The sequence below is a fragment of the Streptomyces caeruleatus genome, assembly GCF_001514235.1.
GTDB lineage: Bacteria > Actinomycetota > Actinomycetes > Streptomycetales > Streptomycetaceae > Streptomyces > Streptomyces caeruleatus.
The window spans coordinates 140,603-161,489 of record NZ_KQ948931.1 but is presented as its reverse complement, the minus strand read 5'-3'; the positions used below and the strand labels follow the sequence as shown (position 1 = coordinate 161,489).

The following is a 20,887-nucleotide window of genomic DNA, read 5'->3' as shown; positions in this document are numbered from 1 at the left end:
ACCGAGAGGAGTGGCTTCCTCCTCGAACTCCTCCTCCACCTCCGCGGCGTCGTCCGCTGAGGCCAGCTCGGCTTCGGCTTCCGCCGCCTCTTCAACCTGCTGCCAGTGCTCGTACTGAGCCTCACGCATCAGGCTCCGGGCATGCTGGTCGGATGCGAGACGGGCCCGGACGTCCGGACGTCCGAGCATCTCGGTGACCGCCTTGGCCGCATCCTCATCCGTGCGGAGCAGGCGCCGGGTGTGAGCGAGGCGTTCCGCCTGGTTGGTCGGCGTTCCGACCGCACGGTGCGCGACCTTCTCGGCCTCGTTCACCGTCCAGCGGTGTTCCTTGGTGAACGGGTCATAGGGGTCCTTACGGATCAAGATGTACCGGCTCCGGACGTAAGCCAACTTTTCGTGCACCGAGAAGCTCACATCCGCCCGGCGCTTCGCCTCCGGCCACTGCCGCGCCACGGCGTAGTAGTTCCGCAGTGTCTCCGGATTGGCCCCGATTTGATGCGCCAGGATCTTGATCACCTGGTTCACCTCGCCGTGTCCGCGGCCGTGTCCTTCGAGAGCGTCAATGACGAGGTCGCCGAGAGCCCACTGGATCCCGGACTTCTGCTTCATCAGCTTCTGCCCGCGGCGGACAATCTTCGTCCATTCGGCCTTGGTATAGCCGTCGGGAACAGTCAGGGTCGTCACGAGGAGCCTCCTCGCTTGTCGAGCGTCAGGCCACAGGTGCAGCGCCGCCACGCCCCCGACTTCCAATTTACTCCACTTTGCTAAGATAAACCTGAATGTCACACATGGATGCTGCACTGGTCGGCCCAGGGGCCGCTACGGGCCTGCGGGGTGCGAAATGTCCCACCGAAGCTTTCCCGCCGACTACTCCGGCGAAGAACGAGCCGCGTTGATCGCTCGTGGCCGCATGTTGGTGGCGCGGCGTAAAGACATCGAACGCGAGCTTGGCTGGCGCGTACAGGACGTGATCGTCTTCCAAGGGCTCGACGCCGTCCAGCACCTCGGCGAAGCCATCGGTATGACACCCAGCATTCTGCTCAAGTACGTAGAGGCCACCGCGCAGTCATCCCTTCACCCCGACCGTCCCTCCGGTCCGGCAGAGGAGGGGCAGTCGTGACGAAGCGCAAACTGATCCCCTCGGTCTGGTACTGCAAGTACTGCTACCAGCGGCAACCAATCGACATCGGCCCCGACGGGAGCCTGATCATCTGCACCGTATGCGGATACGGGCTGGCCCCGCTCGATGAAGTCTTCGCCGCCGGATCCATGCTGACTTGGTATGAAGGAATCTGCGACAAGTTCTACGCCGAAGCAGCCGCCTACCAGGTGAAAACCCACAAGGGCAAGGCCGCAAGGTTCCTGCTCGGAGATCTGGCCCTGGGGCTGGTACCCCTGAACGCCCCCTTCACCGGTAGAAGGCTGTCGAAATACGCCGAGTCCGTCGGCCTCACGCCAAAGGCCATGAACCAGTACCGACGTGTAGCGGCAGCATGGCCTGCGGCCCGGCGAAGGCACGATGCCTGCTGGTCAGTTCACGCCCTACTCGCCTCCCATCCCGACCGTTTCGACCTCGTCAAGTCCCCGCCGCCACAAGGGGGACGGTGGACGTGTGCGGACGCTCATGGGGTCATGGACACCTTGCATGCACATCCAGCCCGCTCGTGAGCAGACAAGCAGTGCCTCACGCTGTTGGGTCGGGGCCACCATCGGCAACGAACGCGAGAAGTGACAACAGCAGGCAGGAGCCACGGGCCGGTCAAAGCAAGTGCTTTCCGACATACCCGAGGCAGCGGGCCGACGGACCCGCGTTCCTCTGCGCGAAGGCCCAGGAAATCGGCCCTCAGCTGTAGTGGGCCGATCTTGTTGTGGTGTCAGACACATCACCCTGAGTGATGTGTCTGACGGCCCTCACCAAAATCACGCCTTGACGTTGGCGAGATCAACCTCGGAGTGCTTGGCACACGCCTCCAGAGCCTCCACGCGGGCCTGCTCGAAGGCTCGGGACACGGCCGACCTGTTGATTCCCCGGGCGTGTGCCTCGGTGCTGCCGCGGGGACGGAACTCGGTCCGGAACTCGGCGGCCCGCGTCGTGAAACCGTCGGGCTCAAACTCCCACGTCCACCGGCTACTCACCGGAAGCGGCTCGTACGTCAGGGTCCCGTCGGCTTCGTACGACGCCAGGGCGGAGTACACGAACTGTCGCTCTGGCATCCGGGTCCAGACGGAGCCGCCGCCGGCCCACCGCTCGCGTTCTTCGGGGCCGAGGGCTCCGTGGCGGGCGATCTTCTCCTCCGGCCAGCCGTCTGCCGTCATGACTGTGATCTCATTCTCGTGGTCGTCGTTCCACTGGTCGGCAACATCCTGCGCGTGCTGGCGGTCCGCGAACGGCACTTCCCGGCCTCCCAGGGTGACGACGAAGACCGGGCCGTCTCTGTGCTCCGTAGCGTTCGGTGGCATGTCGCTGACGCCCTTCCATGTTTCCTGAGCTGGGTCAGAAGATTGGTGGGGCACACGAGGGAGAGCGCCCGTCGCGGACGAGAGGCCGGAATGCTCCAGGAAGCCGGGCAGCGGAGCAGTGGGGTCCATTGCCCATTCGACGGCGGCCAGGACCTCGTCGTCCAGCGCGTCCAGCAAGTGCCCGTACGTGTCCACCGTGGTGGTGATGGACTCATGGCCCATGCGCCGCTGGATGGCGGGCAGGGGCACCTTCGCCGCGATCAGCCATGACGCGTGCGAGTGCCGGAGGTCATGAATTCTCGGCCGCTTGATCAGACCGTACTTCTCGGCGGCGAGTTCGATCGCAGGCACCCAGCGCAGGCGGCGGAAGGTTCCCGGGTCCCACTTATTGCCCTCCGGGCCGGTGAACAGAAGGTCGTCCTGCTTCAAGCCCTTGGCCCGGCGCCGCAGCATCCGGTCCAGCTTGTGCGTGATGACGACGGTTCTGCGCGACTTCCGGGTCTTCGGAGGGCCGAGCACGGACTTGCCGTCCTCGTCCTTCTTCCACGCCCTCTGTACGCGGATGGCGGGGCGGCCGTTGCGCCGCCGGAGGTCGCGGGGCTGAAGCGCGGTCGCCTCCCCCCACCTGAAGCCGGTCTCCGCGATGGTCTCGCCAAGTTCCTTCGCATCCTCGGCCATGCACTCGTGGATCCACGCCCACTCCTCGCGTTCGAGGAAGACGATCTCTTCCTCATCTTCGGTGGAGTCGAGTCGAGGCAGACGGGTCTTGGCGCATGGGTTGGAAGCGCGCAGTGACGTTTCTGCATCGACGGCGGACTGCATGATCGCGCTGAGCAGACCGTGCTTGTTGTGGATGGTCTTCGGCTTGTATGCGGTCCGGGGTTTCCGGTCGGGCGGGTCGAGCGGAGCAAGGCGCCCAACCTCCAGGTCGTTGACCCAGTCCTGGACCATGGTCCGGAGGATGCTCCCCTCGCCGCCCTCTACGGAGTAGGGGCCGAACCAGGGGACCATATTGTCCAGAACATCCTTCTTGTACTTTGCGCGCGTATCACCCTGGATGCCCGTGAGGCGATCGATGTAGGCGAGCGCGAAGGGCTCGAACATCGTCTCCGCGCGGCGCTGCTCGGCGACGAACCCCTGCCCCCGAATCCACCCCGGGGGCCAGTTCTGGCCGTGTCCGTTGACCAGATCCTTGAAGCGCTGGGCGTCCGGCTCCTCGTCGAAGACCTCTGACTCCTGCTTGCCTCCAGCGGTCCCGCCGGCTCGCCACATCACGGTGTAATAGACCGATCCGTCGCGTCTGACCCTGTCTTTCACGTACGCCATGCCCAGCACCGTAAATCAGGTCGATGCTGACGCGGTGCTGACGTTATGAACACGTAGAGCCCCCTTGACCTGCGTTTCCGCAGGTCAAGGGGGCTCTCCGGTTGTGGAGCCTAGGGGAGTCGAACCCCTGACATCTGCCATGCAAAGACAGCGCTCTACCAACTGAGCTAAGGCCCCGGAAGAGGAACGTCCGACCGGAAGAACCGCGTACCGGCGGGCGCCGCAGACCAGAGTACCGGGTCGCCCCCCGTATCTCGCAAAAAGATTGGGGGTCCCGGTGAACGACCACTCTCCGTAAGATGCTCGGCGTGGTTCGCTACAGCGAACCGCAGTTTTTGGGGAAGCGATGGGGAGACGCAATGGACGCCGCACAGCAGGAAGCCACCGCAAGAGCGCGGGATCTGCAGCGGAACTGGTACGGGGAGCCGCTGGGGACGCTCTTCCGTAAGCTCATCGACGATCTTGGTCTTAACCAGGCTCGTCTCGCGGGGGTGCTGGGACTGTCCGCACCGATGCTGTCGCAGCTGATGAGCGGTCAGCGGGCGAAGATCGGCAATCCCGCCGTGGTCCAGCGGGTGCAGCTGCTGCAGGACCTGGCGGGGCAGGTCGCGGACGGCAGCGTGAGTGCGGCCGAGGCGACCGAGCGCATGGACGAGATCAAGAAGTCGCAGGGGGGCTCGGTGCTCAGCAACACCACACAGACGACGAACAGTTCGGGAGCGCCCACGGTCAAGCGGGTGGTCCGGGAGATCCAGTCACTGCTGCGTTCGGTCGCGGCCGCGGGGGACATCATCGAGGCTGCGGACACCCTCGCCCCCACGCACCCGGAACTGGCAGAGTTCCTCCGGGTGTACGGCGCGGGCCGCACCTCCGACGCGGTAGCGCACTACCAGTCCCACCAGAACTGACCCCGAGGCCCGGTCGCCGAAGGGGGTTCGGCAACCGGGCCGACGGCCCACGTTCCGGAAGGACCCGGATTGCGTCAGCGAGGGGGAGTCGTATCGCTCGTCGAGGGGGAGGCAAGGGGGGTAGCCGAAGGGGGAGGAGCGACGCACAGCCATGGGTGAGGTCTTCGCCGGCCGGTACGAACTGGTCGATCCGATCGGACGCGGCGGCGTAGGTGCCGTCTGGCGTGCCTGGGACCACCGGCGTCGCCGGTATGTTGCCGCCAAGGTGCTCCAGCAGAGCGACGCGCACTCGCTGCTGCGGTTCGTCCGCGAACAGGCCCTGCGGATCGATCATCCCCATGTGCTCGCGCCGGCCAGCTGGGCCGCCGACGACGACAAGGTCCTGTTCACCATGGACCTGGTGGCCGGCGGCTCGCTGGTCCATCTCGTCGGGGACTACGGCCCCTTGGCGCCCTCTTTCGTCTGTACGCTCCTCGATCAGCTCCTCGCCGGGCTTGCCGCGGTGCACGCGGAGGGTGTCGTCCACCGTGACATCAAGCCCGCCAATCTGCTCCTCGAAGCCACCGGCACGGCGCGTCCGCGGCTGCGTCTGTCCGACTTCGGCATCGCCATGCGGCTGGGCGAGCCCCGGTTGACCGAGACCAATCTGGTGGTGGGCACTCCGGGCTATCTCGCGCCCGAGCAACTCATGGGTGCGGAGCCGGACTTCCCGGCCGACCTGTTCGCCGTGGGACTTGTCGCCCTGTATCTGCTGGAGGGCGCCAAGCCTGACGTGAAGGCGCTGGTGCAGTACTTCGCGGATCACGGGACGCCCGGTGCGCCCAAGGGCATTCCCGAACCTCTCTGGCAGGTTGTGGCGTCGCTGTTGCAGCCGGACCCCCATGCGCGGTTCCGCACGGCCACGGGGGCGCGCAAGGCGCTCGCCTCGGCTGCGGAGCTGCTGCCGGAACCGGGCCCGGACGACGAGCTCATCGAGATTTTCGACCAAATCGGGCCGCTGCCCACGGGGTTCGGACCGGACGGGCCGCTCCAACGGGCGCCGGGCGTCGAGGAGAGCACGGGCAGCCGTCGCCGGTTCGGCACGAGTACGGACTCGGTGAGGGCGGCCAACTCCGGTTCCCTGCATACGGGTACCGGGGCGGTGGCCGGCGCCGCGGGCTCGGTCTACGGCACTGGCACTGACTCCGGCTCCGGCTCCGGCTCCGGCTCCGGCTCCGGCTCCGGCTCCGGCTCCGGCTCCGGGACAGCAGGCACCGGCTCGGGCATCGCGCCGAGCGATCCGCGCCAGGGCGTGGCTGGGCCGGCCCCGGCTTCCCGGGAGTCGTCCGTCCCCTCGCGGACCGGCGACACGGACGGGCCCCTCAGCATGTCGGACACCGGCAGCTTCCACCTGCTGCCCCCGCAGGACACCGTCTCCTCCGCGCGGCCTCAGACACCCCCGCCCCAGCCGCCCTGGGCCCCGGCGGCCCCTCAGGACCCGGCCCAGGGCCAGCCAGAGCAGGCCCATCAAGCCGCACAGCACCACTTCACCCACGTCTCCCCCTACGACACCACGCACGTCCTGTCCTCCCCCCGACCTCGCACACCGCAGTACCCGCCTCAGCCCCCGACGCCGGTGCAACCTCAACGCGTCGATGCCTCTACTGCTTCGTACACCGCTCAGAGCCCGCAGGTTCCACCTTCGGCGCCCTCAATTCCGCAGCCGCACCGCCGCGGCGGCCACCGCGCCGCCCGCCGCCTCGCACGCCGGCGTCCCGGCCCGCCCGCGAAGGTGGCCGTACCGCTCCTTCTGCTGGCGCTGGCCTGTTACGCCGTGGGTTTCTGGGCGCTGGCCCGCATCTGAGCCCGCCGCGGCGCCGACGGGGTCCAGGCCGCGTCATGTGCTGCCCCGGCTGTCCCTACAGGGCCGCGGCCCTGCGCCGAGCCACCATCGTCCACACCCCCAGCACCACCAGCACCACAGTCCCCGTGCCGATACCGCTCACCGCCAGCACGGTCATCGCGGAGTCGCCGCCGCTCCCAGCCCCGCCGGCCGCGGAAGTCGCCTGATCGCCACCGGTCCCGGCCTGCCCGAGCTGGAAGAGGCCCTTGGGCTCGGACTCCCCCGCGTAGCTGGGGCCGGCCTCCGAGGCACCCTCCACTCCCACGCGCAACGTCAGCTGAAACGGTCCCTCCCCGTACTTCTCGGCGACCTCGGCCGCGAGGTTCACCACGAGGTAGTAGGAACCGGCGAACCGCATCCCGTTGAGCGGGTCGGACCGGGCGTACCGGTTCTCGTAGGCGACCGGGGGCAGGGGGTCGAGTTCGGCGGACTTCTGGCGGCCGTCGTAGGTGGCGCTCGCCTCGTCGACGAAGCCGTGCACGGGGTTGTAGAGCGAGAGGTTCAGGGCGCCGCCCGCGGAGCCCTCGCCGCTGTTCGAGCTGCCCAGTTCGGCGGTGGCGTTCAGCTGGCGCCCCCAGTCGAGCGGCACCTTGTAGAAGAGCGTCCGGCCGGGCTCGATGGCGGAGCTCCAGACGCCGTTCCCGATGGAGGCCGCCGTGGCGAAGCCGGAGCCTCCGTCGCGCCGGGCGGCGTCGCCGGTGAGGGGTGCCGGCGGGGCGGAGTTCCAGTCTTCGGGGGCTTCCGTCGCGCCGGTCTGCTCCAGGGAGGGCTCCGTGACGGCGAAGAGCTCCAGGTCCCAGGTGTCCGGTGCGGAAGTCACCGTACTGACGCGCTCGAGGACCACGTAGTAGGTGCCTCTGGTCGCACATCGGGTCGGCTTGACGGAGATCTCACGCCCGGCCCACGCCGCGAGCGGGCGGGCGGTGGCGACGATGCCGAAGGTCTCGCTGTCGGAGGAGCAGATGCGGCCGTCGGAGTCCTCCACGGAGACCCTGACGCCGTCGCCCGGGCGGATGGTGCTGCCGGCGGCGGGGACGGCGGTGGCGGAGACGTAAGCGTCCGAGGCGGCGTCGAGTTCGAGGCTGTAGTAGATCTCTCCGTCGCTCGGCAGGGAGCTGCGGTACGTCGTGCCCGGTGTGAGGGGTGCGGCGTCCGCCGTGCCCGTCGCTCCCGGGACGAACTGTGCGTCCGGCGCGAAGGCGTAGGGGCTGGGTGTTCCGGCCGCGAGCGCGGCTGCGCCCGGCAGGGCAGCCGTCATGCACAGCAGCAGTGCCCCTACGACGGCCACGCGCGCGCGTGCCGCGTGATGACCGCGCCGCACCCTCGCCCGGCGCCACCACGCTGTACGCCGCCGCCTCATCACGCGCCACCCCTCGTCGCCGCCGGACCATGGACCGTCGCCCATCCTGCCCAGCCGGGCCGCCCGCCACCCACGCAATCCGTACGACCGTCCGAAACGCCCGGCTCTACGGTCTCCGCTCCGGTCCCGCAACTCGAGTCGTGACGCTCCGCGCGGCCGCCGCACGAGTGGTCGTCCCAGCGGACAGGTCCGGGCTCCGAACGAACAAGAGCCGGGCACAGAAGGGCCCAGGCACACAAAACCCCGACCGCTTGGCGGCCGGGGTCTGCTTCAGAATCCGATGTGATGACTCACGAACCCGTGGGCACGGAGTCGGTCGCCTCCGTCCACAGATCCTGCTCGGCGCGATCCGCCTGGATCTGGCGGTACACGAGGAGCCCGCCGATGGCGGCCAGTGCGACCAGGAGAAGCTTCTTCACCGCGCGACCTCGTCTTTCCTTGACGTAGGGGACCTCTGGCGCCCGACTATACACACCGACCGATATCGATCGGTGACCTGCGTCCGGGCTCAACTGCCCTCCGGAACACCGCAGTAGAAGCGGACCGGATCGCTCCGATCGGAGGGTGATCACACCTCGACAGAGGGTGACTTCGCTCCCCTTCCTCCGCGTTTCCGCGCTCTTCGAGTTTCTTGCACCCATTCGAGTGTTGTTCATCTGAAGATCGACGCGTCATGGGCGTCGGTCCATGACTTCTCGGCCCCCATACACATCATGAGGAAAGTACGCAAATCGCCCAACCCGAAAGTGAGGGGCCATGACCAGGAACAAGGTCATGAAGCTGTGGACCGCCATTGTCTCCGCCTTCCTCGCGCTGTTCTCGGCGCTCGGATTCGTCTCGACCTCCGCTGCCGCGGCCGTACCGCACACCGAGACGACGCGCAAGAGCGGCAGCGACGACAGCGACCGCAACGCGGAGCTGACGGTGCCGGCGATGCCTCACTGGGCCTGGTCCTACGCCAGAGCGCTGCCCCCCACGATGAAGCAGCGCATCCGGGCCGAGGCCCACGGCAAGACCCCCAGCTGCCGACACCGCCCGCTCTCGGACACGGAAGCGGCCTTGCCCGACTCGGCCACCCGCGAGTGCGCCCACGCCGGCCCCCCGGCTCAACCGCTCGTCCCGCACCAGCGTTGACCCGACGGCTCACCCCCTGAGCCGTCCCCCCTTTGACTCTCTGTGCAACACCTGTTGATTGTCCTCAGTACCGTTGTGACAACGGCCCCCAGGGCGTGCTTCACCCCGCTTCGACGATGTGCCGCAGATAGGCCCATGGATCGTTGAGGTAACGCCTCCAGTGGTCGACGAGTTCCAGATCCCGCCAGCCGGCGGGACGCATTCCGTGGTCGCCCACCTCGATGATCTCGGCGCCTGGCAGTGCCGTGAGCACGGGTGAGTGCGTGGCGCAGACGATCTGCGCACCGGAACGCCCCAGTTCATGCAGATGTCCGACGAGTTGAAGACAGGAAGCGAAGGACAGCGCGGCCTCGGGTTCGTCCAAGACGTACAGCCCAGGCTCCTGAAACCGCTCGCGGAAGGCCATCAGAAAGCCCTCGCCGTGGCTCATCTCGTCCGCGGCCCCGGACAGCCTTCCCGTCTCCTGTTCCCGGCCCAGCGCGTCCAGCGCCGTCTCCGCCCGCAGAAAGAAGCCTCTGCGGCGCGTCCGAGGCCCGCGCAGCATCCGACGCCCGGCCGCCGTCGCCTCGAACCGTATCCGGCCGCCCAGCTCCGACGGTTCACGCCGGCTCGCGTACTTGTAGCCCGCGGATCCGCCCCAGGAGTCCAGGCCGAACCCCTCCGCCAGCGCCTCTACGAGCGTCGACTTGCCCGAGCCGTTCTCCCCCACCAGGAACGTGACCGGCGCGGTGAACGTCAGGCCGTCCTGCAGCAACTGCCGTACGCACGGCACCGACCACGGCCACTGGCCGCCGTCTCCCAGCTCGCCCTCGGCGACATGCGCGTATGCCCGTTCGACGATCATGCCGTCAGGCTCTCATCCGGCACTGACAACCGCGCCGGCCGATCCTTCACTGCCGTCGTTGGGCGAGGACGCAGAACTCGTTGCCCTCGGGGTCTTGCATGACCACCCATGCCTGGTCGCCCTGGCCGATGTCGACGCGCTTGGCGCCGAGGGCCTCCAGGCGGGCCACCTCGGCGTCCTGGTCGTCGGGCACGAAGTCGAGGTGCAGGCGGCTCTTGGCCTTCTTGGGCTCGCGAAGCAGCACGAACTCCAGCCCCGGCGAACGATCCCGCTCCGGGCGGATCGCGAACTCCACGTCAGACGTGTGGACCACGACCCAGCCGAGAGCCTCGGCCCACCACTGACCCAGCGCCGCCGGATCCGCCGAGTGAACGATTACGTGTCGCCATTCCAAGGTCATCCGGGGAGTCTAGGCCGACCGGGAGTGTTCGACACTCGGCGAACGTGGGCAGCCGTGCATGCCAAAGACCCCCAACCATGATCGGTTGGGGGTCTTCTCGAATGTGGGGCTAACAGGATTTGAACCTGTGGCCTCATCCTTATCAGGGATGCGCTCTAACCAACTGAGCTATAGCCCCGCCGCGCTCTGCGGTGTGTCCCGCGCGCTGACTCCTGAAGATTAGCGCACGGCCGGGGCAGTCCCAAAATCGGTTGTCGGGGGACGGTCAGCCGCGGTTCAGCCGCAGGTCACTCGTCCTCGGCCAGCGTCAGCTCGACGCCGCCCACGAAGCCGGCGGACAGGTTGTAGATGAACGCGCCGAGGGTCGCCAGCGCCGTCGCGAGGACAACGTCGATGACCGCGATGATCGACGTGAACATCAGGACGTGCGGCAGCGACAGGAACGACTGAAGGTCGAAGCCGTTCGACTCGTTCGAGCCGGTGGCCTCGGAGATCGTGCCGCCGACCGTCGAGAAGACGCCCATCGCGTCCATGACCATCCACAGCACCGCGGCCGCGACGATCGTGCAGATGCCCAGCGCGATGGAGAGCAGGAAGCTGACCTTCATGACCGACCACGGGTCGGCCTTGGCCACGCGCAGGCGTGCCTTGCGGGTGCGGGGCGTCGTACTGGCCCCCGTACGCGGCCGGCGGACCGTGCTCGCCGGAGCGGGCGTCTGGTAGGCCTGCGGCGGGTGGTAGGGCCCGGCGGCGGGCTGCTGTGCCTGCCGTTCCCCGGGCAGCGGCGACGCGGACGGCGCCGCGGCCGCCTGCTGCGTACCTGTGGGCGCCGGCTGCGGCTGGGCGCCGAGACCGGTCGAGCCCGCGCCGGCCGCGTACTGCTGGGACTGCGCGCCTCGGCTGTCCGTCACGGTTCCCCCCTGGGATCCACCGCCTGACGAGGGCGAGTCCTTCGCGGGCGACTTGATCGCCTTCAGCTGCGTGGTGTGCGTGTCCGCCGCACGCGCGGCGGAGCCACGGCCTTTGCCGTCCGTCTCCTTACCGGCCGTAGAACCGGTCGGGGTTCCGGAGGATCCGGCGCCCGTGGCTCCGCTCACGATGACTCACTCCTCGTGCTACTCGGCCGAGGGTGCCTCACCCTCGTCCGTGCCGATGGTCACGGCGGCATCCTCGGCGGTCTCGTCGACGACCACGTCGCCGTCGACTTCCTCCGCCTCGCGTCCCGCCTCGGCGTTACGTGCGATGCCCACGACGGCATCGCGCTTGCCCAGGTTGATCAGTTGGACGCCCATGGTGTCACGGCCCGTCTCCCTGACCTCGTTGACTCGCGTACGAATCACACCGCCGCCCAGCGTGATGGCGAGGATCTCGTCGGTCTCCTCGACCACCAGCGCACCGACGAGCGAGCCACGGTCCTCGACGATCTTGGCGGCCTTGATACCGAGGCCACCGCGACCCTGGACGCGGTACTCGTCGACGGGGGTCCGCTTCGCGTACCCGCCGTCGGTGGCAGTGAACACGAACGTACCGGTTCGAACAACATTCATCGAGAGCAGCTCGTCTCCCTCGCGGAAGCTCATGCCCTTGACGCCAGAGGTGGCGCGGCCCATGGGACGCAGCGACTCGTCCGTGGCCGTGAACCTGATCGACTGTGCCTTCTTGCTGATCAGAAGCAGATCGTCGTCGGCCGAGACGAGTTCGGCGCCGATCAGTTCGTCGTCGGAACCGTCCTCGCGCTCACGCAAGTTGATCGCGATCACGCCGCCGGAGCGGGGCGAATCGTAATCCTTCAGCGGCGTCTTCTTCACAAGTCCGCCCTTCGTGGCGAGCACCAGGTACGGCACCGCCTCGTAGTCGCGGATCGCGAGGATCTCGGCGATGGCCTCGTCCGGCTGGAACGCGAGCAGGTTCGCCACGTGCTGGCCACGCGCGTCACGGCCGGCATCCGGGAGCTCGTACGCCTTGGCCCGGTACACGCGGCCCTTGTTGGTGAAGAACAGCAGCCAGTGGTGCGTGGTCGAGACGAAGAAGTGGTCGACGATGTCGTCTTCCTTCAGCTTCGTGCCGCGTACGCCCTTGCCACCGCGCTTCTGCGCCCGGTAGTCGACGGTCTTGGTGCGCTTGACGTAACCGCTGCGCGAGACCGTGACGACGATGTCCTCCTCGGCGATCAGGTCCTCGATGGACATGTCGCCGTCGTAGGGCACCAGCATGGTCTTGCGGTCGTCGCCGTACTTCTCGACGATCGCGGCGAGTTCCGCGCTGACGATGCCGCGCTGACGGACCGGCGAGGCCAGGATCTCGTTGTACTCGGTGATCTTCGCCTGGAGCTCGTCGTGCTCCTGGATGATCTTCTGGCGCTCCAGGGCGGCCAGTCGGCGCAGCTGCATCTCGAGGATGGCGTTGGCCTGGATCTCGTCGATCTCCAGGAGCTCCATCAGGCCCCCGCGAGCGATCTCGACGGTGTCGCTGCGCCGGATCAGCGCGATGACCTCGTCGATGGCGTCCAGGGCCTTCAGCAGGCCGCGCAGGATGTGCGCCCGCTCCTCGGCCTTGCGCAGCCGGAACTTCGTACGGCGGACGATGACCTCGATCTGGTGCGTCACCCAGTGCCGGATGAACGCGTCCAGGGAGAGGGTGCGCGGGACGCCGTCGACGAGCGCCAGCATGTTGGCGCCGAAGTTCGTCTGGAGGTCCGTGTGCTTGTAGAGGTTATTAAGTACGACCTTGGCGACCGCGTCCCTCTTGAGCACGATGACCAGACGCTGACCGGTACGGGAGCTGGTCTCGTCCCGGACGTCGGCGATGCCGCCGATCTTGCCGTCCTTCACCAGGTCGGCGATCTTCTGCGCGAGGTTGTCGGGGTTGACCTGGTAGGGCAGCTCCGTGACCACCAGGCACTGGCGGTTCTGGATCTCCTCGACCTCGACGACCGCGCGCATGGTGATCGAGCCGCGGCCGGTCCGGTACGCCTCCTCGATGCCCTTGCGGCCCACCACCAGGGCGCCCGTCGGGAAGTCGGGGCCCTTGATGCGCTCGATGAGGGCGTCCAGGAGCTCCTCGTGCGAGGCCTCCGGGTTCTCCAGGTACCACTGGGCGCCGGACGCGACCTCGCGCAGGTTGTGCGGCGGGATGTTGGTCGCCATGCCGACCGCGATACCGGCCGAACCGTTGATCAGCAGGTTCGGGAAGCGGGCCGGCAGGACGGTCGGCTCCTGGGAGCGGCCGTCGTAGTTGTCCGTGAAGTCGACGGTCTCCTCGTCGATGTCGCGGACCATCTCCATCGACAGCGGCGCCATCTTGCACTCGGTGTACCGCATGGCCGCCGCCGGGTCGTTGCCCGGAGAGCCGAAGTTGCCGTTGGAGTCGACGAGCGGCATGCGCATCGACCACGGCTGGGCGAGGCGGACCAGGGCGTCGTAGATGGAGGAGTCGCCGTGCGGGTGGTAGTTACCCATGACGTCACCGACGACACGGGCGCACTTGTAGAAGCCGCGCTCGGGGCGGTAGCCGCCGTCGTACATGGCGTACAGGACGCGGCGGTGCACGGGCTTGAGGCCGTCGCGGACGTCCGGCAGCGCGCGGGAGACGATGACGGACATCGCGTAGTCGAGGTAGGAGCGCTGCATCTCCGTCTCGAGCCCTACGGGCTCGACACGCTGGGCGATGTCGCCGCCCTCGTCAGGCGTGACGGGAGTGTTCTCGTCGGTCATTGCTGGTGAGGATCCTTCCTGATGCGGTCAGCTGAGACCGACTCAGATGTCGAGGAAGCGGACGTCCTTGGCGTTGCGCTGGATGAACTGGCGGCGGGCCTCGACGTCCTCGCCCATGAGGACCGAGAACAGGTCGTCGGCCTGGGCGGCGTCGTCGAGGGTGACCTGGCCGAGGACGCGGTGCTCCTGGTCCATGGTCGTGATGCGCAGTTCCTCGGCGTTCATCTCGCCGAGACCCTTGAAGCGCTGGATCGAGTCCTCACGGACGCGCTTGCCGCGCTGACGGCCCATCTCGATCAGCGCGTCGCGCTCGCGGTCGGAGTACGCGTACTCGACCTCGTCACGCCCCCACTTGATCTTGTACAGCGGGGGGCGGGACAGGAACACGTGCCCGGCCTCGACCAGCGGCCGCATGAAGCGGAACAGGAAGGTCAGCAGCAGGGTGTTGATGTGCTGGCCGTCGACGTCGGCGTCCGCCATCAGGATGATCTTGTGATAGCGCAGCTTCTCGATGTCGAAGTCCTCGTGGACTCCGGTACCGAAGGCCGAGATCAGCGCCTGGATCTCCTGGTTCTGCAGGATCTTGTCGATCCGCGCCTTCTCGACGTTGAGGATCTTGCCTCGGATCGGGAGGATCGCCTGGTACTCGGGGTTGCGGCCCGACTTGGCCGAGCCGCCGGCGGAGTCACCCTCGACGATGAAGATCTCGCACTTGGTGGGGTCGTTCGACTGGCAGTCGGAGAGCTTGCCCGGCAGGGACGCGGTCTCCAGCAGGCCCTTGCGACGCGTCAGGTCACGGGCCTTGCGAGCCGCCACGCGCGCGGTGGCCGCCTGGATGCCCTTGCGGATGATGTCCGCCGCCTCGTTCGGGTTGCGGTCCAGCCAGTCATTGAGGTGCTCGTAGACGACCTTCTGGACGAAGGTCTTCACCTCGGTGTTGCCCAGCTTGGTCTTCGTCTGCCCCTCGAACTGGGGCTCGCTCAGCTTCACCGAGATGATCGCGGTCAGACCCTCGCGGATGTCGTCACCCGTGAGGTTGTCGTCCTTCTCGCGCAGCAGCTTCTTGTCACGCGCGTACTTGTTGATCAGCGAGGTCAGCGCGGCCCGAAAGCCCTCTTCGTGCGTACCGCCCTCGTGCGTGTGGATGATGTTCGCGAAGGAGTACACGCCCTCGGTGTAGCTGCTGTTCCACTGCATCGCGACTTCGAGGGAGAGGCTGCGCTCCTTGTCCTCGGCCTCGAGGTCGATGACGGTGGGGTGCACCACGTCTCCCTTGCGGGAGTTGAGGTACTTCACGAAGTCGACGATGCCGCCCTCGTAGTGGTAGTCGACCGACTTGACCTCGGCGCTCTCGTCCGCACCCGCCTCGTCCGCGCCGGACGTCGCCTTGGCCGACTCCCGCTCGTCAGTGAGTTTGATCCTCAAACCCTTGTTGAGGAACGCCATCTCCTGGAAGCGGCGCGAAAGCGTCTCGAAGGAGTAGTCGGTGGTCTCGAAGATGTCCGGGTCGGCCCAGAAGGTGACCGAGGTGCCGTGCTCGTCCGTGGCCTCGTGCTTGGCCAGCGGTGCCGTCGGGACGCCGAGCTTGTAGTCCTGCGTCCAGCGGTAACCATCGGTCTTGACCTCGACGGCCACCTTGGTCGACAGGGCGTTCACGACGGAGACGCCCACGCCGTGCAGACCACCGGAGACCGCGTAACCGCCGCCGCCGAACTTTCCGCCCGCGTGCAGCACGGTGAGGACGACCTCGACGGCCGGCTTGCCCTCGGAGGGCACGATGCCGACCGGGATGCCACGGCCGTTGTCCACGACGCGGACCCCGCCGTCGGGGAGGATCGTCACGTCGATGGTGTCCGCGTGGCCCGCCAGCGCCTCATCGACGGAGTTGTCGACGACCTCCTGCACCAGGTGGTGCAGGCCGCGCTCGCCGGTCGAGCCGATGTACATACCGGGTCGCTTGCGGACCGCGTCCAGACCCTCGAGGACGGTGATGGCGCTGGCGTCGTACGAGGCGGTTACCTCGCCGTTCGACGAGGCCGCCTCGGCGTCGGTGGACGGGATGTTCTCGTTGGGGTTGCCGGAATCGGCCACGAAGCGCCCTTTCTGGCACAGCACGAGCCAGGCTCGTCGGCGGGTTGCCGGAGCGGCTGCGGCATGTTGCGTTGGTAAGCCTTGATCAGCGTTGCTCAGCTTTTCCCGGACGGTCCCCACGTTTGGGGCGGGATTGGCTTCCAGTCTACCGGTTGCGCCGACAGTGATGGGGGTTTGCCGGTACCTGAGTCCGCATGTGCCGCCCTGAACCCGGCTCGGCCGACTCCCGATATACGGATGGGGTCTCCAAGAGGCTCAGGGAGCCACTCAGCGCTTCCGGGCGTCAACCCTTGGCTACTTAGGAGTCAGGTCGCGATTCGCAACCGCGCGCGGTGGTACGAAGAGCAGGTCACCGACCGCCCTTCGGGACCGTCGGCAACTACTGATGTGATGTCGGTCACCTGTGGCTGACGAGGCCTCGGAGACTGCTGTGACGGCGCCTCGACAGGCCCCGCACACCCTTCACGGACAGCCCGACCACGCCCTGTACGACCCCCGTCACCCGTAGGTGTCGCCGGGCCCCGTGCTGCCGGGCGCACGCAGCGGGCCGTACCGGCGCGCTGGGCCGCCCGGCCCCTGCACCCTGATCTGCCGCACCGCGCCATGGCCGAGGTCCTCGTTGAGGCGGGCCACCAGGGTCGGGGCGAGCAGCCGCAGGTTCGTCGCCCAGGCCGTCGAGTCGCAGCGCACGACCAGGACCCGCTCGTCCTCGTCGTACTTCTCCGGCACACAGTGATTGGCGACGTCCTCGCCGACGATCTGCGGCCAACGGCCCATCACACCGCCCACCGCGGCCGGGGCCTCCCAGCCCCGCTCGGTGATCAAGCGGTTAATGGCAGCTCCGAGCGCCAGGGGATCGCGGCCGTCGGCGCGCGCGCCCGAGCGCAGCCCTCCGCGCCGCGCCTGCTTCTTCTGCTGCGCCGCGTCCCCACGCGCGCGTGCCTGCTCCTTGGCAGCTCTGAGCGCCACGCGCGCGAGGTCGACACCGGAGGGTTCCGGAGCCTTCTTGGCGGCCTCCGGGGCCTTCTCGGACGGGTCCTCGCTCATACGCGCTCCACCGTCCCCTCGGCCACCGCATACCGCGCCCCCGCCAACGCATGCGGCACGTCGTCGTCGACCGCGGCGGTCACCAGGACCTGCTCACCGGGCGCGACCAGCTCGGCCAACCGCTCACGGCGCCGGGCGTCCAGCTCGGCGAAGACATCGTCCAGGACCAGCACCGGCTCGTTGCCCTCGGCCCGCAACAGGTCGTACGAGGCCAGCCGCAGCGCCAGCGCGTACGACCAGGACTCGCCGTGCGAGGCGTACCCCTTGGCGGGCAGCTGACCGAGTTTGAGAAGCAAATCGTCCCGATGAGGGCCTACGAGGGTGACGCCACGCTCGATCTCCTGCTTACGGGCCTCGGCGAGCGCCGCCATCAGCTGCTCGAAGAGATCCTCGCGCGTGTGCGCCTCGCCGGGGGCCGACGGCTTGTAGTCCAGGGAGACCGGCCCGCCACCGGGGGCCAGCTGCTCGTACGCCTTGTCGGCCAGCGGCTGGATCGCGGCGATCAGATCGAGACGCTGGGCGAGCAGTTCGGCGCCCGCGCGCGCCAGGTGCTGGTCCCAGACGTCGAGAGTGGACAGGTCCATGGAACGCCCGCCGTGCCGACGGGCCAGCGCGGCCGACTTCAGCAAGGTGTTGCGCTGCTTGAGGACCCGCTCGTAGTCGGAACGCACGCCGGCCATGCGCGGGGAACGGGCGGTGATCAGCTCGTCGAGGAACCGGCGCCGCTCCCCGGGATCGCCCTTGACCAGGGCGAGATCCTCCGGCGCGAACAGGACCGTCCGCACGATGCCGAGCACGTCACGGGGCCTGACCTGCGAGGACCGGTTGATCCGGGCACGGTTGGACCTGCCGGGGTTCAGCTCCAGCTCCACCAGTTGCTGCCGGTCGCCCTGGCGCACCTGCGCCCGGATGATCGCCCGGTCGGCGCCCATACGGACCAGCGGGGCGTCGGAGGCGACACGATGGCTGCCGAGCGTGGCGAGATAGCCGACGGCCTCGACGAGATTGGTCTTGCCCTGGCCGTTGGGGCCCACGAAAGCGGTGACGCCCGGGTCGAGCGGAACTTCGACCCGGGCGTAGGAGCGGAAGTCGGCCAGCGACAGATGCGTGACGTGCATGGTCGTTCGCCGACCTCCCCCAACATGTAGTTCAACCTTCCCCAGTTGTGGACAACCGGGTCACTCCCGAGGGTGCCAGGGTGCCACCCCCAGGGTGTGGATTACTTCTTCTCGTTTCCGGCGGCCGCTCCGCCCGCCGTTTCCGACGGGCGCTGCCGACGGCTACTTCGTCTCGACCGCGTGGCCACCGAACTGGTTCCGCAGCGCCGCGATCATCTTCATCTGCGGAGAGTCGTCCTGCCGGGACGCGAACCGCGCGAACAGCGACGCGGTGATCGCCGGCAGCGGCACCGCGTGGTCGATCGCGGCCTCCACAGTCCAGCGTCCCTCACCGGAGTCCTGTGCAAAACCCTTGAGCCTGTCCAGGTGCTCGTCCTCGTCGAGGGCGTTCACCGCGAGGTCCAGCAGCCAGGACCTGATCACCGTGCCCTCCTGCCAGGAACGGAAGACCTCCCGGACGTCCGTCACGGAGTCGACCTTCTCCAGCAGCTCCCAGCCCTCGGCGTAGGCCTGCATCATCGCGTACTCGATGCCGTTGTGGACCATCTTCGCGAAGTGCCCCGCGCCGACCTTGCCGGCGTGCACCGCGCCGAAGTCACCCTCGGGCTTGAGGGCGTCGAAGACCGGCTGCACCTTGGCCACGTTCTCCGCGTCGCCGCCGTACATCAGCGCGTAGCCGTTCTCCAGGCCCCAGACGCCGCCGGAGACGCCGCAGTCGACGAAGCCGATGCCCTTGGCCGCCAGCTCCTCGGCGTGCCGCTCGTCGTCCGTCCAGCGCGAGTTGCCGCCGTCCACGACGACGTCACCGGGCTCCAGCAGCTCGGCGAGCTCGTCGATGGTCGACTGGGTCGGGGCACCGGCCGGGACCATCACCCAGACCACGCGCGGCCCGGGAAGCTTGCCCACAAGCTCTTCCAGGCTGTGGACATCTGCGAGGTCCGCGTTGCGGTCGTATCCGACGACGGTGTGGCCCGCGCGGCGTATCCGCTCGCGCATGTTGCCGCCCATCTTGCCGAGGCCGACGAGACCGAGCTCCATCAGTTGTTCCTTAGGTTGCTGTGGCGTGTGGGGCACCTTCGTACCCACGCATGAGCCTAAACCCGGACGCACGCGCACATCCGTGGGCATAGGCGCTCATACGTACGCCCTCACCTGCGGGTTCTCCCACAGGCCGGGCTCACTTCTCCACCGGCCTGTGGACAACTGTCGGCTCAGCCGCTCAGACGCACCGGCATGATCAGGTACTTGTAGGCGTCGTCCGCCTCCGCGTCCAACGCCGGCTTGCCGCTCAGCAGCGCCGGCTTCGTGGACGTCGTGAAGGACAGCTGGGCGACCGGGGAGTCGATGGCGCTCAGACCGTCCAGCAGGAAGGTCGGGTTGAAGGCGATCGAGATGTCGTCGCCCTCCAGCTGGGCGTCAACCCTCTCCACAGCCTGTGCGTCGTCGCTGGAACCGGCCTCCAGGATCAGCACACCCTGCTCGAAGCTCAGCCGCACCGGGGTGTTGCGCTCGGCGACCAGAGCCACACGCTTGACGGCCTCCACGAAGGGGGCGGTCTCGATCACGGCGACGGAGTTGAACTCCGTCGGGAACAGCGTGCGGTACTTCGGGAGGTCGCCCTCCAGCAGACGGGTCGTCGTACGACGCCCGGCGCCCTCGAAACCGATCAGGCCCTCGCCCGCACCCGAGCCGGACAGCGCCAGCGTCACGCTGTCACCGCTGGTGAGCGCCTTGGCGGTGTCCAGGAGCGTCTTGGCGGGCACCAGGGCGACCGCGGAGGCCTCCGGGTTCTCCGGCTTCCACAGGAACTCGCGGACCGCGAAGCGGTAGCGGTCGGTGGACGCCAGCGTCACCGTGTCGCCCTCGATCTCGATGCGCACACCGGTCAGCACGGGCAGCGTGTCGTCGCGGCCGGCCGCGATGGCGACCTGAGCGGCCGCGGACGCGAAGACCTCGCCGGGGACGGTGCCCGTGGCGCTCGGCATCTGCGGCAGCGCCGGGTACTCCTCCACCGGCAGGGTGTGAAGTGTGAACCGCGAGGAGCCGCAGACCACGGTCGCCCGTACACCGTCTGTGGAAATCTCGACCGGCCGGTTGGGCAGAGCACGGCAGATGTCCGCGAGCAGACGGCCGGAGACCAGGACCGTGCCCTCCTCCTCGACCTCCGTCTCCACGGACACCCGTGCCGAGACCTCGTAGTCGAAGCTGGACAGGCTCAGCTGGCCGTCCTCGGCCTTGAGGAGGAGGCCGGCGAGGACAGGCGCCGGCGGACGGGCCGGGAGGCTGCGTGCCGCCCAGGCCACTGCCTCCGCGAGTACGTCGCGTTCCACCCGGATCTTCACTGTTGCCGCCTCCTGCTGTTGCCGGCGCTTCTCGCTCTGCCTGGCCCTCGTCGTCTGTCTCTGTGTCGTCGGCCCCTGTGAGGGGGAGGACACCGGGGACCAGTCTGACGCACGGCACTGACAGTAGGTGCCTCTCGGGGTCAAGTCGTGACGAGGGGCAGCCGGGAGCCGGACAGCGAGTTGTGCACAGGACCCCCTTCGAAACGAATTCCCAGCTCTCTCTAGTTGGGAGTAGTAGTAGGGCCTGTGGATACCGTGGATA

General features: G+C 68.1%; 18 protein-coding genes and 2 tRNA genes. 5 read left to right on the top strand and 15 right to left on the bottom strand.

Going from position 1 to position 20,887, the window contains the following annotated elements:
* On the bottom strand, nucleotides 1–684 hold a 684-nt coding region (locus AQJ67_RS24330; protein ID WP_062721197.1), incomplete at its 3' end, for a DUF6192 family protein.
* Between the two features lie 157 nt (nucleotides 685–841).
* Between AQJ67_RS24330 and AQJ67_RS24325 the strand changes: the two genes are divergently transcribed.
* Both AQJ67_RS24325 and AQJ67_RS47765 read left to right on the top strand, forming a co-directional pair.
* Nucleotides 842–1,120 (top strand): hypothetical protein, encoded by a 279-nt coding sequence (locus AQJ67_RS24325; RefSeq protein WP_159058813.1) that lies wholly within the window; start codon nucleotides 842–844, stop codon nucleotides 1,118–1,120.
* Entirely contained in the window at nucleotides 1,117–1,668 is a 552-nt protein-coding gene (locus AQJ67_RS47765) for a DUF6192 family protein (protein WP_159058812.1), read from the top strand. Before AQJ67_RS24325 ends, AQJ67_RS47765 begins: the two co-directional genes overlap by 4 nt.
* 252 nt (nucleotides 1,669–1,920) lie before the next feature.
* Here AQJ67_RS47765 and AQJ67_RS24320 read toward each other — a convergent pair whose 3' ends face one another.
* Complete coding sequence (locus AQJ67_RS24320) at nucleotides 1,921–3,786, bottom strand: tyrosine-type recombinase/integrase (protein WP_244190572.1); 1,866 nt, start codon at nucleotides 3,784–3,786, stop codon at nucleotides 1,921–1,923.
* A 104-nt stretch (nucleotides 3,787–3,890) separates the two neighbouring features.
* Nucleotides 3,891–3,963 (bottom strand) — tRNA-Ala (locus tag AQJ67_RS24315).
* A gap of 182 nt (nucleotides 3,964–4,145) precedes the next feature.
* Between AQJ67_RS24315 and AQJ67_RS24310 the strand changes: the two genes are divergently transcribed.
* Nucleotides 4,146–4,694 (top strand): helix-turn-helix domain-containing protein, encoded by a 549-nt coding sequence (locus AQJ67_RS24310; protein WP_062721195.1) that lies wholly within the window; start codon nucleotides 4,146–4,148, stop codon nucleotides 4,692–4,694.
* A 151-nt stretch (nucleotides 4,695–4,845) separates the two neighbouring features.
* Nucleotides 4,846–6,537, top strand: coding sequence for a serine/threonine-protein kinase (locus AQJ67_RS24305; protein WP_062721194.1), 1,692 nt, complete (start codon nucleotides 4,846–4,848; stop codon nucleotides 6,535–6,537).
* Between the two features lie 55 nt (nucleotides 6,538–6,592).
* On the opposite strand, the gene AQJ67_RS24300 is transcribed toward AQJ67_RS24305, so the two are convergent.
* Complete coding sequence (locus tag AQJ67_RS24300; RefSeq protein WP_244190571.1) at nucleotides 6,593–7,834, bottom strand: hypothetical protein; 1,242 nt, start codon at nucleotides 7,832–7,834, stop codon at nucleotides 6,593–6,595.
* A 392-nt stretch (nucleotides 7,835–8,226) separates the two neighbouring features.
* Nucleotides 8,227–8,355, bottom strand: coding sequence for a DLW-39 family protein (locus AQJ67_RS49500; RefSeq protein WP_003999697.1), 129 nt, complete (start codon nucleotides 8,353–8,355; stop codon nucleotides 8,227–8,229).
* A 337-nt stretch (nucleotides 8,356–8,692) separates the two neighbouring features.
* Between AQJ67_RS49500 and AQJ67_RS24295 the strand changes: the two genes are divergently transcribed.
* On the top strand, nucleotides 8,693–9,070 hold the full coding sequence (locus tag AQJ67_RS24295) for a DUF6344 domain-containing protein (protein WP_062721192.1): 378 nt from the start codon (nucleotides 8,693–8,695) through the stop codon (nucleotides 9,068–9,070).
* A gap of 100 nt (nucleotides 9,071–9,170) precedes the next feature.
* Here AQJ67_RS24295 and AQJ67_RS24290 read toward each other — a convergent pair whose 3' ends face one another.
* The 10 genes from AQJ67_RS24290 to dnaN form a co-directional block, all read right to left on the bottom strand.
* Complete coding sequence (locus AQJ67_RS24290) at nucleotides 9,171–9,914, bottom strand: AAA family ATPase (RefSeq protein ID WP_062721191.1); 744 nt, start codon at nucleotides 9,912–9,914, stop codon at nucleotides 9,171–9,173.
* A 46-nt stretch (nucleotides 9,915–9,960) separates the two neighbouring features.
* The gene (locus tag AQJ67_RS24285) at nucleotides 9,961–10,314 is read right to left on the bottom strand and encodes a VOC family protein (protein ID WP_062721190.1); all 354 of its coding nucleotides are present in this window, start codon (nucleotides 10,312–10,314) and stop codon (nucleotides 9,961–9,963) included.
* Nucleotides 10,315–10,418: 104 nt separating this feature from the next.
* Nucleotides 10,419–10,492, bottom strand: a tRNA-Ile gene (locus AQJ67_RS24280).
* A 109-nt stretch (nucleotides 10,493–10,601) separates the two neighbouring features.
* Nucleotides 10,602–11,411, bottom strand: a complete 810-nt coding sequence (locus AQJ67_RS24275) for a DUF3566 domain-containing protein (protein ID WP_062721189.1) — start codon at nucleotides 11,409–11,411, stop codon at nucleotides 10,602–10,604.
* A gap of 18 nt (nucleotides 11,412–11,429) precedes the next feature.
* On the bottom strand, nucleotides 11,430–14,027 hold the full coding sequence (gyrA, locus tag AQJ67_RS24270; protein WP_062721188.1) for a DNA gyrase subunit A: 2,598 nt from the start codon (nucleotides 14,025–14,027) through the stop codon (nucleotides 11,430–11,432).
* A 42-nt stretch (nucleotides 14,028–14,069) separates the two neighbouring features.
* The gene (gene gyrB, locus AQJ67_RS24265; protein WP_062721187.1) at nucleotides 14,070–16,142 is read right to left on the bottom strand and encodes a DNA topoisomerase (ATP-hydrolyzing) subunit B; all 2,073 of its coding nucleotides are present in this window, start codon (nucleotides 16,140–16,142) and stop codon (nucleotides 14,070–14,072) included.
* A 474-nt stretch (nucleotides 16,143–16,616) separates the two neighbouring features.
* Complete coding sequence (locus AQJ67_RS24260) at nucleotides 16,617–17,165, bottom strand: DciA family protein (RefSeq protein ID WP_062721186.1); 549 nt, start codon at nucleotides 17,163–17,165, stop codon at nucleotides 16,617–16,619.
* Nucleotides 17,162–18,283 (bottom strand): DNA replication/repair protein RecF, encoded by a 1,122-nt coding sequence (recF, locus tag AQJ67_RS24255; protein ID WP_062721185.1) that lies wholly within the window; start codon nucleotides 18,281–18,283, stop codon nucleotides 17,162–17,164. Before recF ends, AQJ67_RS24260 begins: the two co-directional genes overlap by 4 nt.
* Nucleotides 18,284–18,445: 162 nt before the next feature.
* A complete protein-coding gene (gene gnd, locus AQJ67_RS24250) occupies nucleotides 18,446–19,321 on the bottom strand; it encodes a phosphogluconate dehydrogenase (NAD(+)-dependent, decarboxylating) (protein WP_062721184.1) in 876 nt (291 codons plus the stop codon).
* A 173-nt stretch (nucleotides 19,322–19,494) separates the two neighbouring features.
* The gene (gene dnaN / locus AQJ67_RS24245) at nucleotides 19,495–20,625 is read right to left on the bottom strand and encodes a DNA polymerase III subunit beta (protein ID WP_062721183.1); all 1,131 of its coding nucleotides are present in this window, start codon (nucleotides 20,623–20,625) and stop codon (nucleotides 19,495–19,497) included.
* Between the last annotated feature and the right edge of the window lie 262 nt (nucleotides 20,626–20,887).

Bases quoted from the DNA above. Each gene is read 5' to 3' on its own strand.
- AQJ67_RS24285 (WP_062721190.1), bottom strand. From the start codon at position 10,314: ATGACCTTGGAATGGCGACACGTAATCGTTCACTCGGCGGATCCGGCG.
- AQJ67_RS24320 (WP_244190572.1), bottom strand. From the start codon at position 3,786: ATGGCGTACGTGAAAGACAGGGTCAGACGCGACGGATCGGTCTATTAC.
- AQJ67_RS24295 (WP_062721192.1), top strand. From the start codon at position 8,693: ATGACCAGGAACAAGGTCATGAAGCTGTGGACCGCCATTGTCTCCGCC.
- AQJ67_RS24290 (WP_062721191.1), bottom strand. From the start codon at position 9,914: ATGATCGTCGAACGGGCATACGCGCATGTCGCCGAGGGCGAGCTGGGA.
- AQJ67_RS24310 (WP_062721195.1), top strand. From the start codon at position 4,146: ATGGACGCCGCACAGCAGGAAGCCACCGCAAGAGCGCGGGATCTGCAG.
- gyrA (WP_062721188.1), bottom strand. From the start codon at position 14,027: ATGACCGACGAGAACACTCCCGTCACGCCTGACGAGGGCGGCGACATC.
- AQJ67_RS24305 (WP_062721194.1), top strand. From the start codon at position 4,846: ATGGGTGAGGTCTTCGCCGGCCGGTACGAACTGGTCGATCCGATCGGA.
- AQJ67_RS24300 (WP_244190571.1), bottom strand. From the start codon at position 7,834: ATGACGGCTGCCCTGCCGGGCGCAGCCGCGCTCGCGGCCGGAACACCC.
- recF (WP_062721185.1), bottom strand. From the start codon at position 18,283: ATGCACGTCACGCATCTGTCGCTGGCCGACTTCCGCTCCTACGCCCGG.
- AQJ67_RS24260 (WP_062721186.1), bottom strand. From the start codon at position 17,165: ATGAGCGAGGACCCGTCCGAGAAGGCCCCGGAGGCCGCCAAGAAGGCT.
- gnd (WP_062721184.1), bottom strand. From the start codon at position 19,321: ATGGAGCTCGGTCTCGTCGGCCTCGGCAAGATGGGCGGCAACATGCGC.
- AQJ67_RS24325 (WP_159058813.1), top strand. From the start codon at position 842: ATGTCCCACCGAAGCTTTCCCGCCGACTACTCCGGCGAAGAACGAGCC.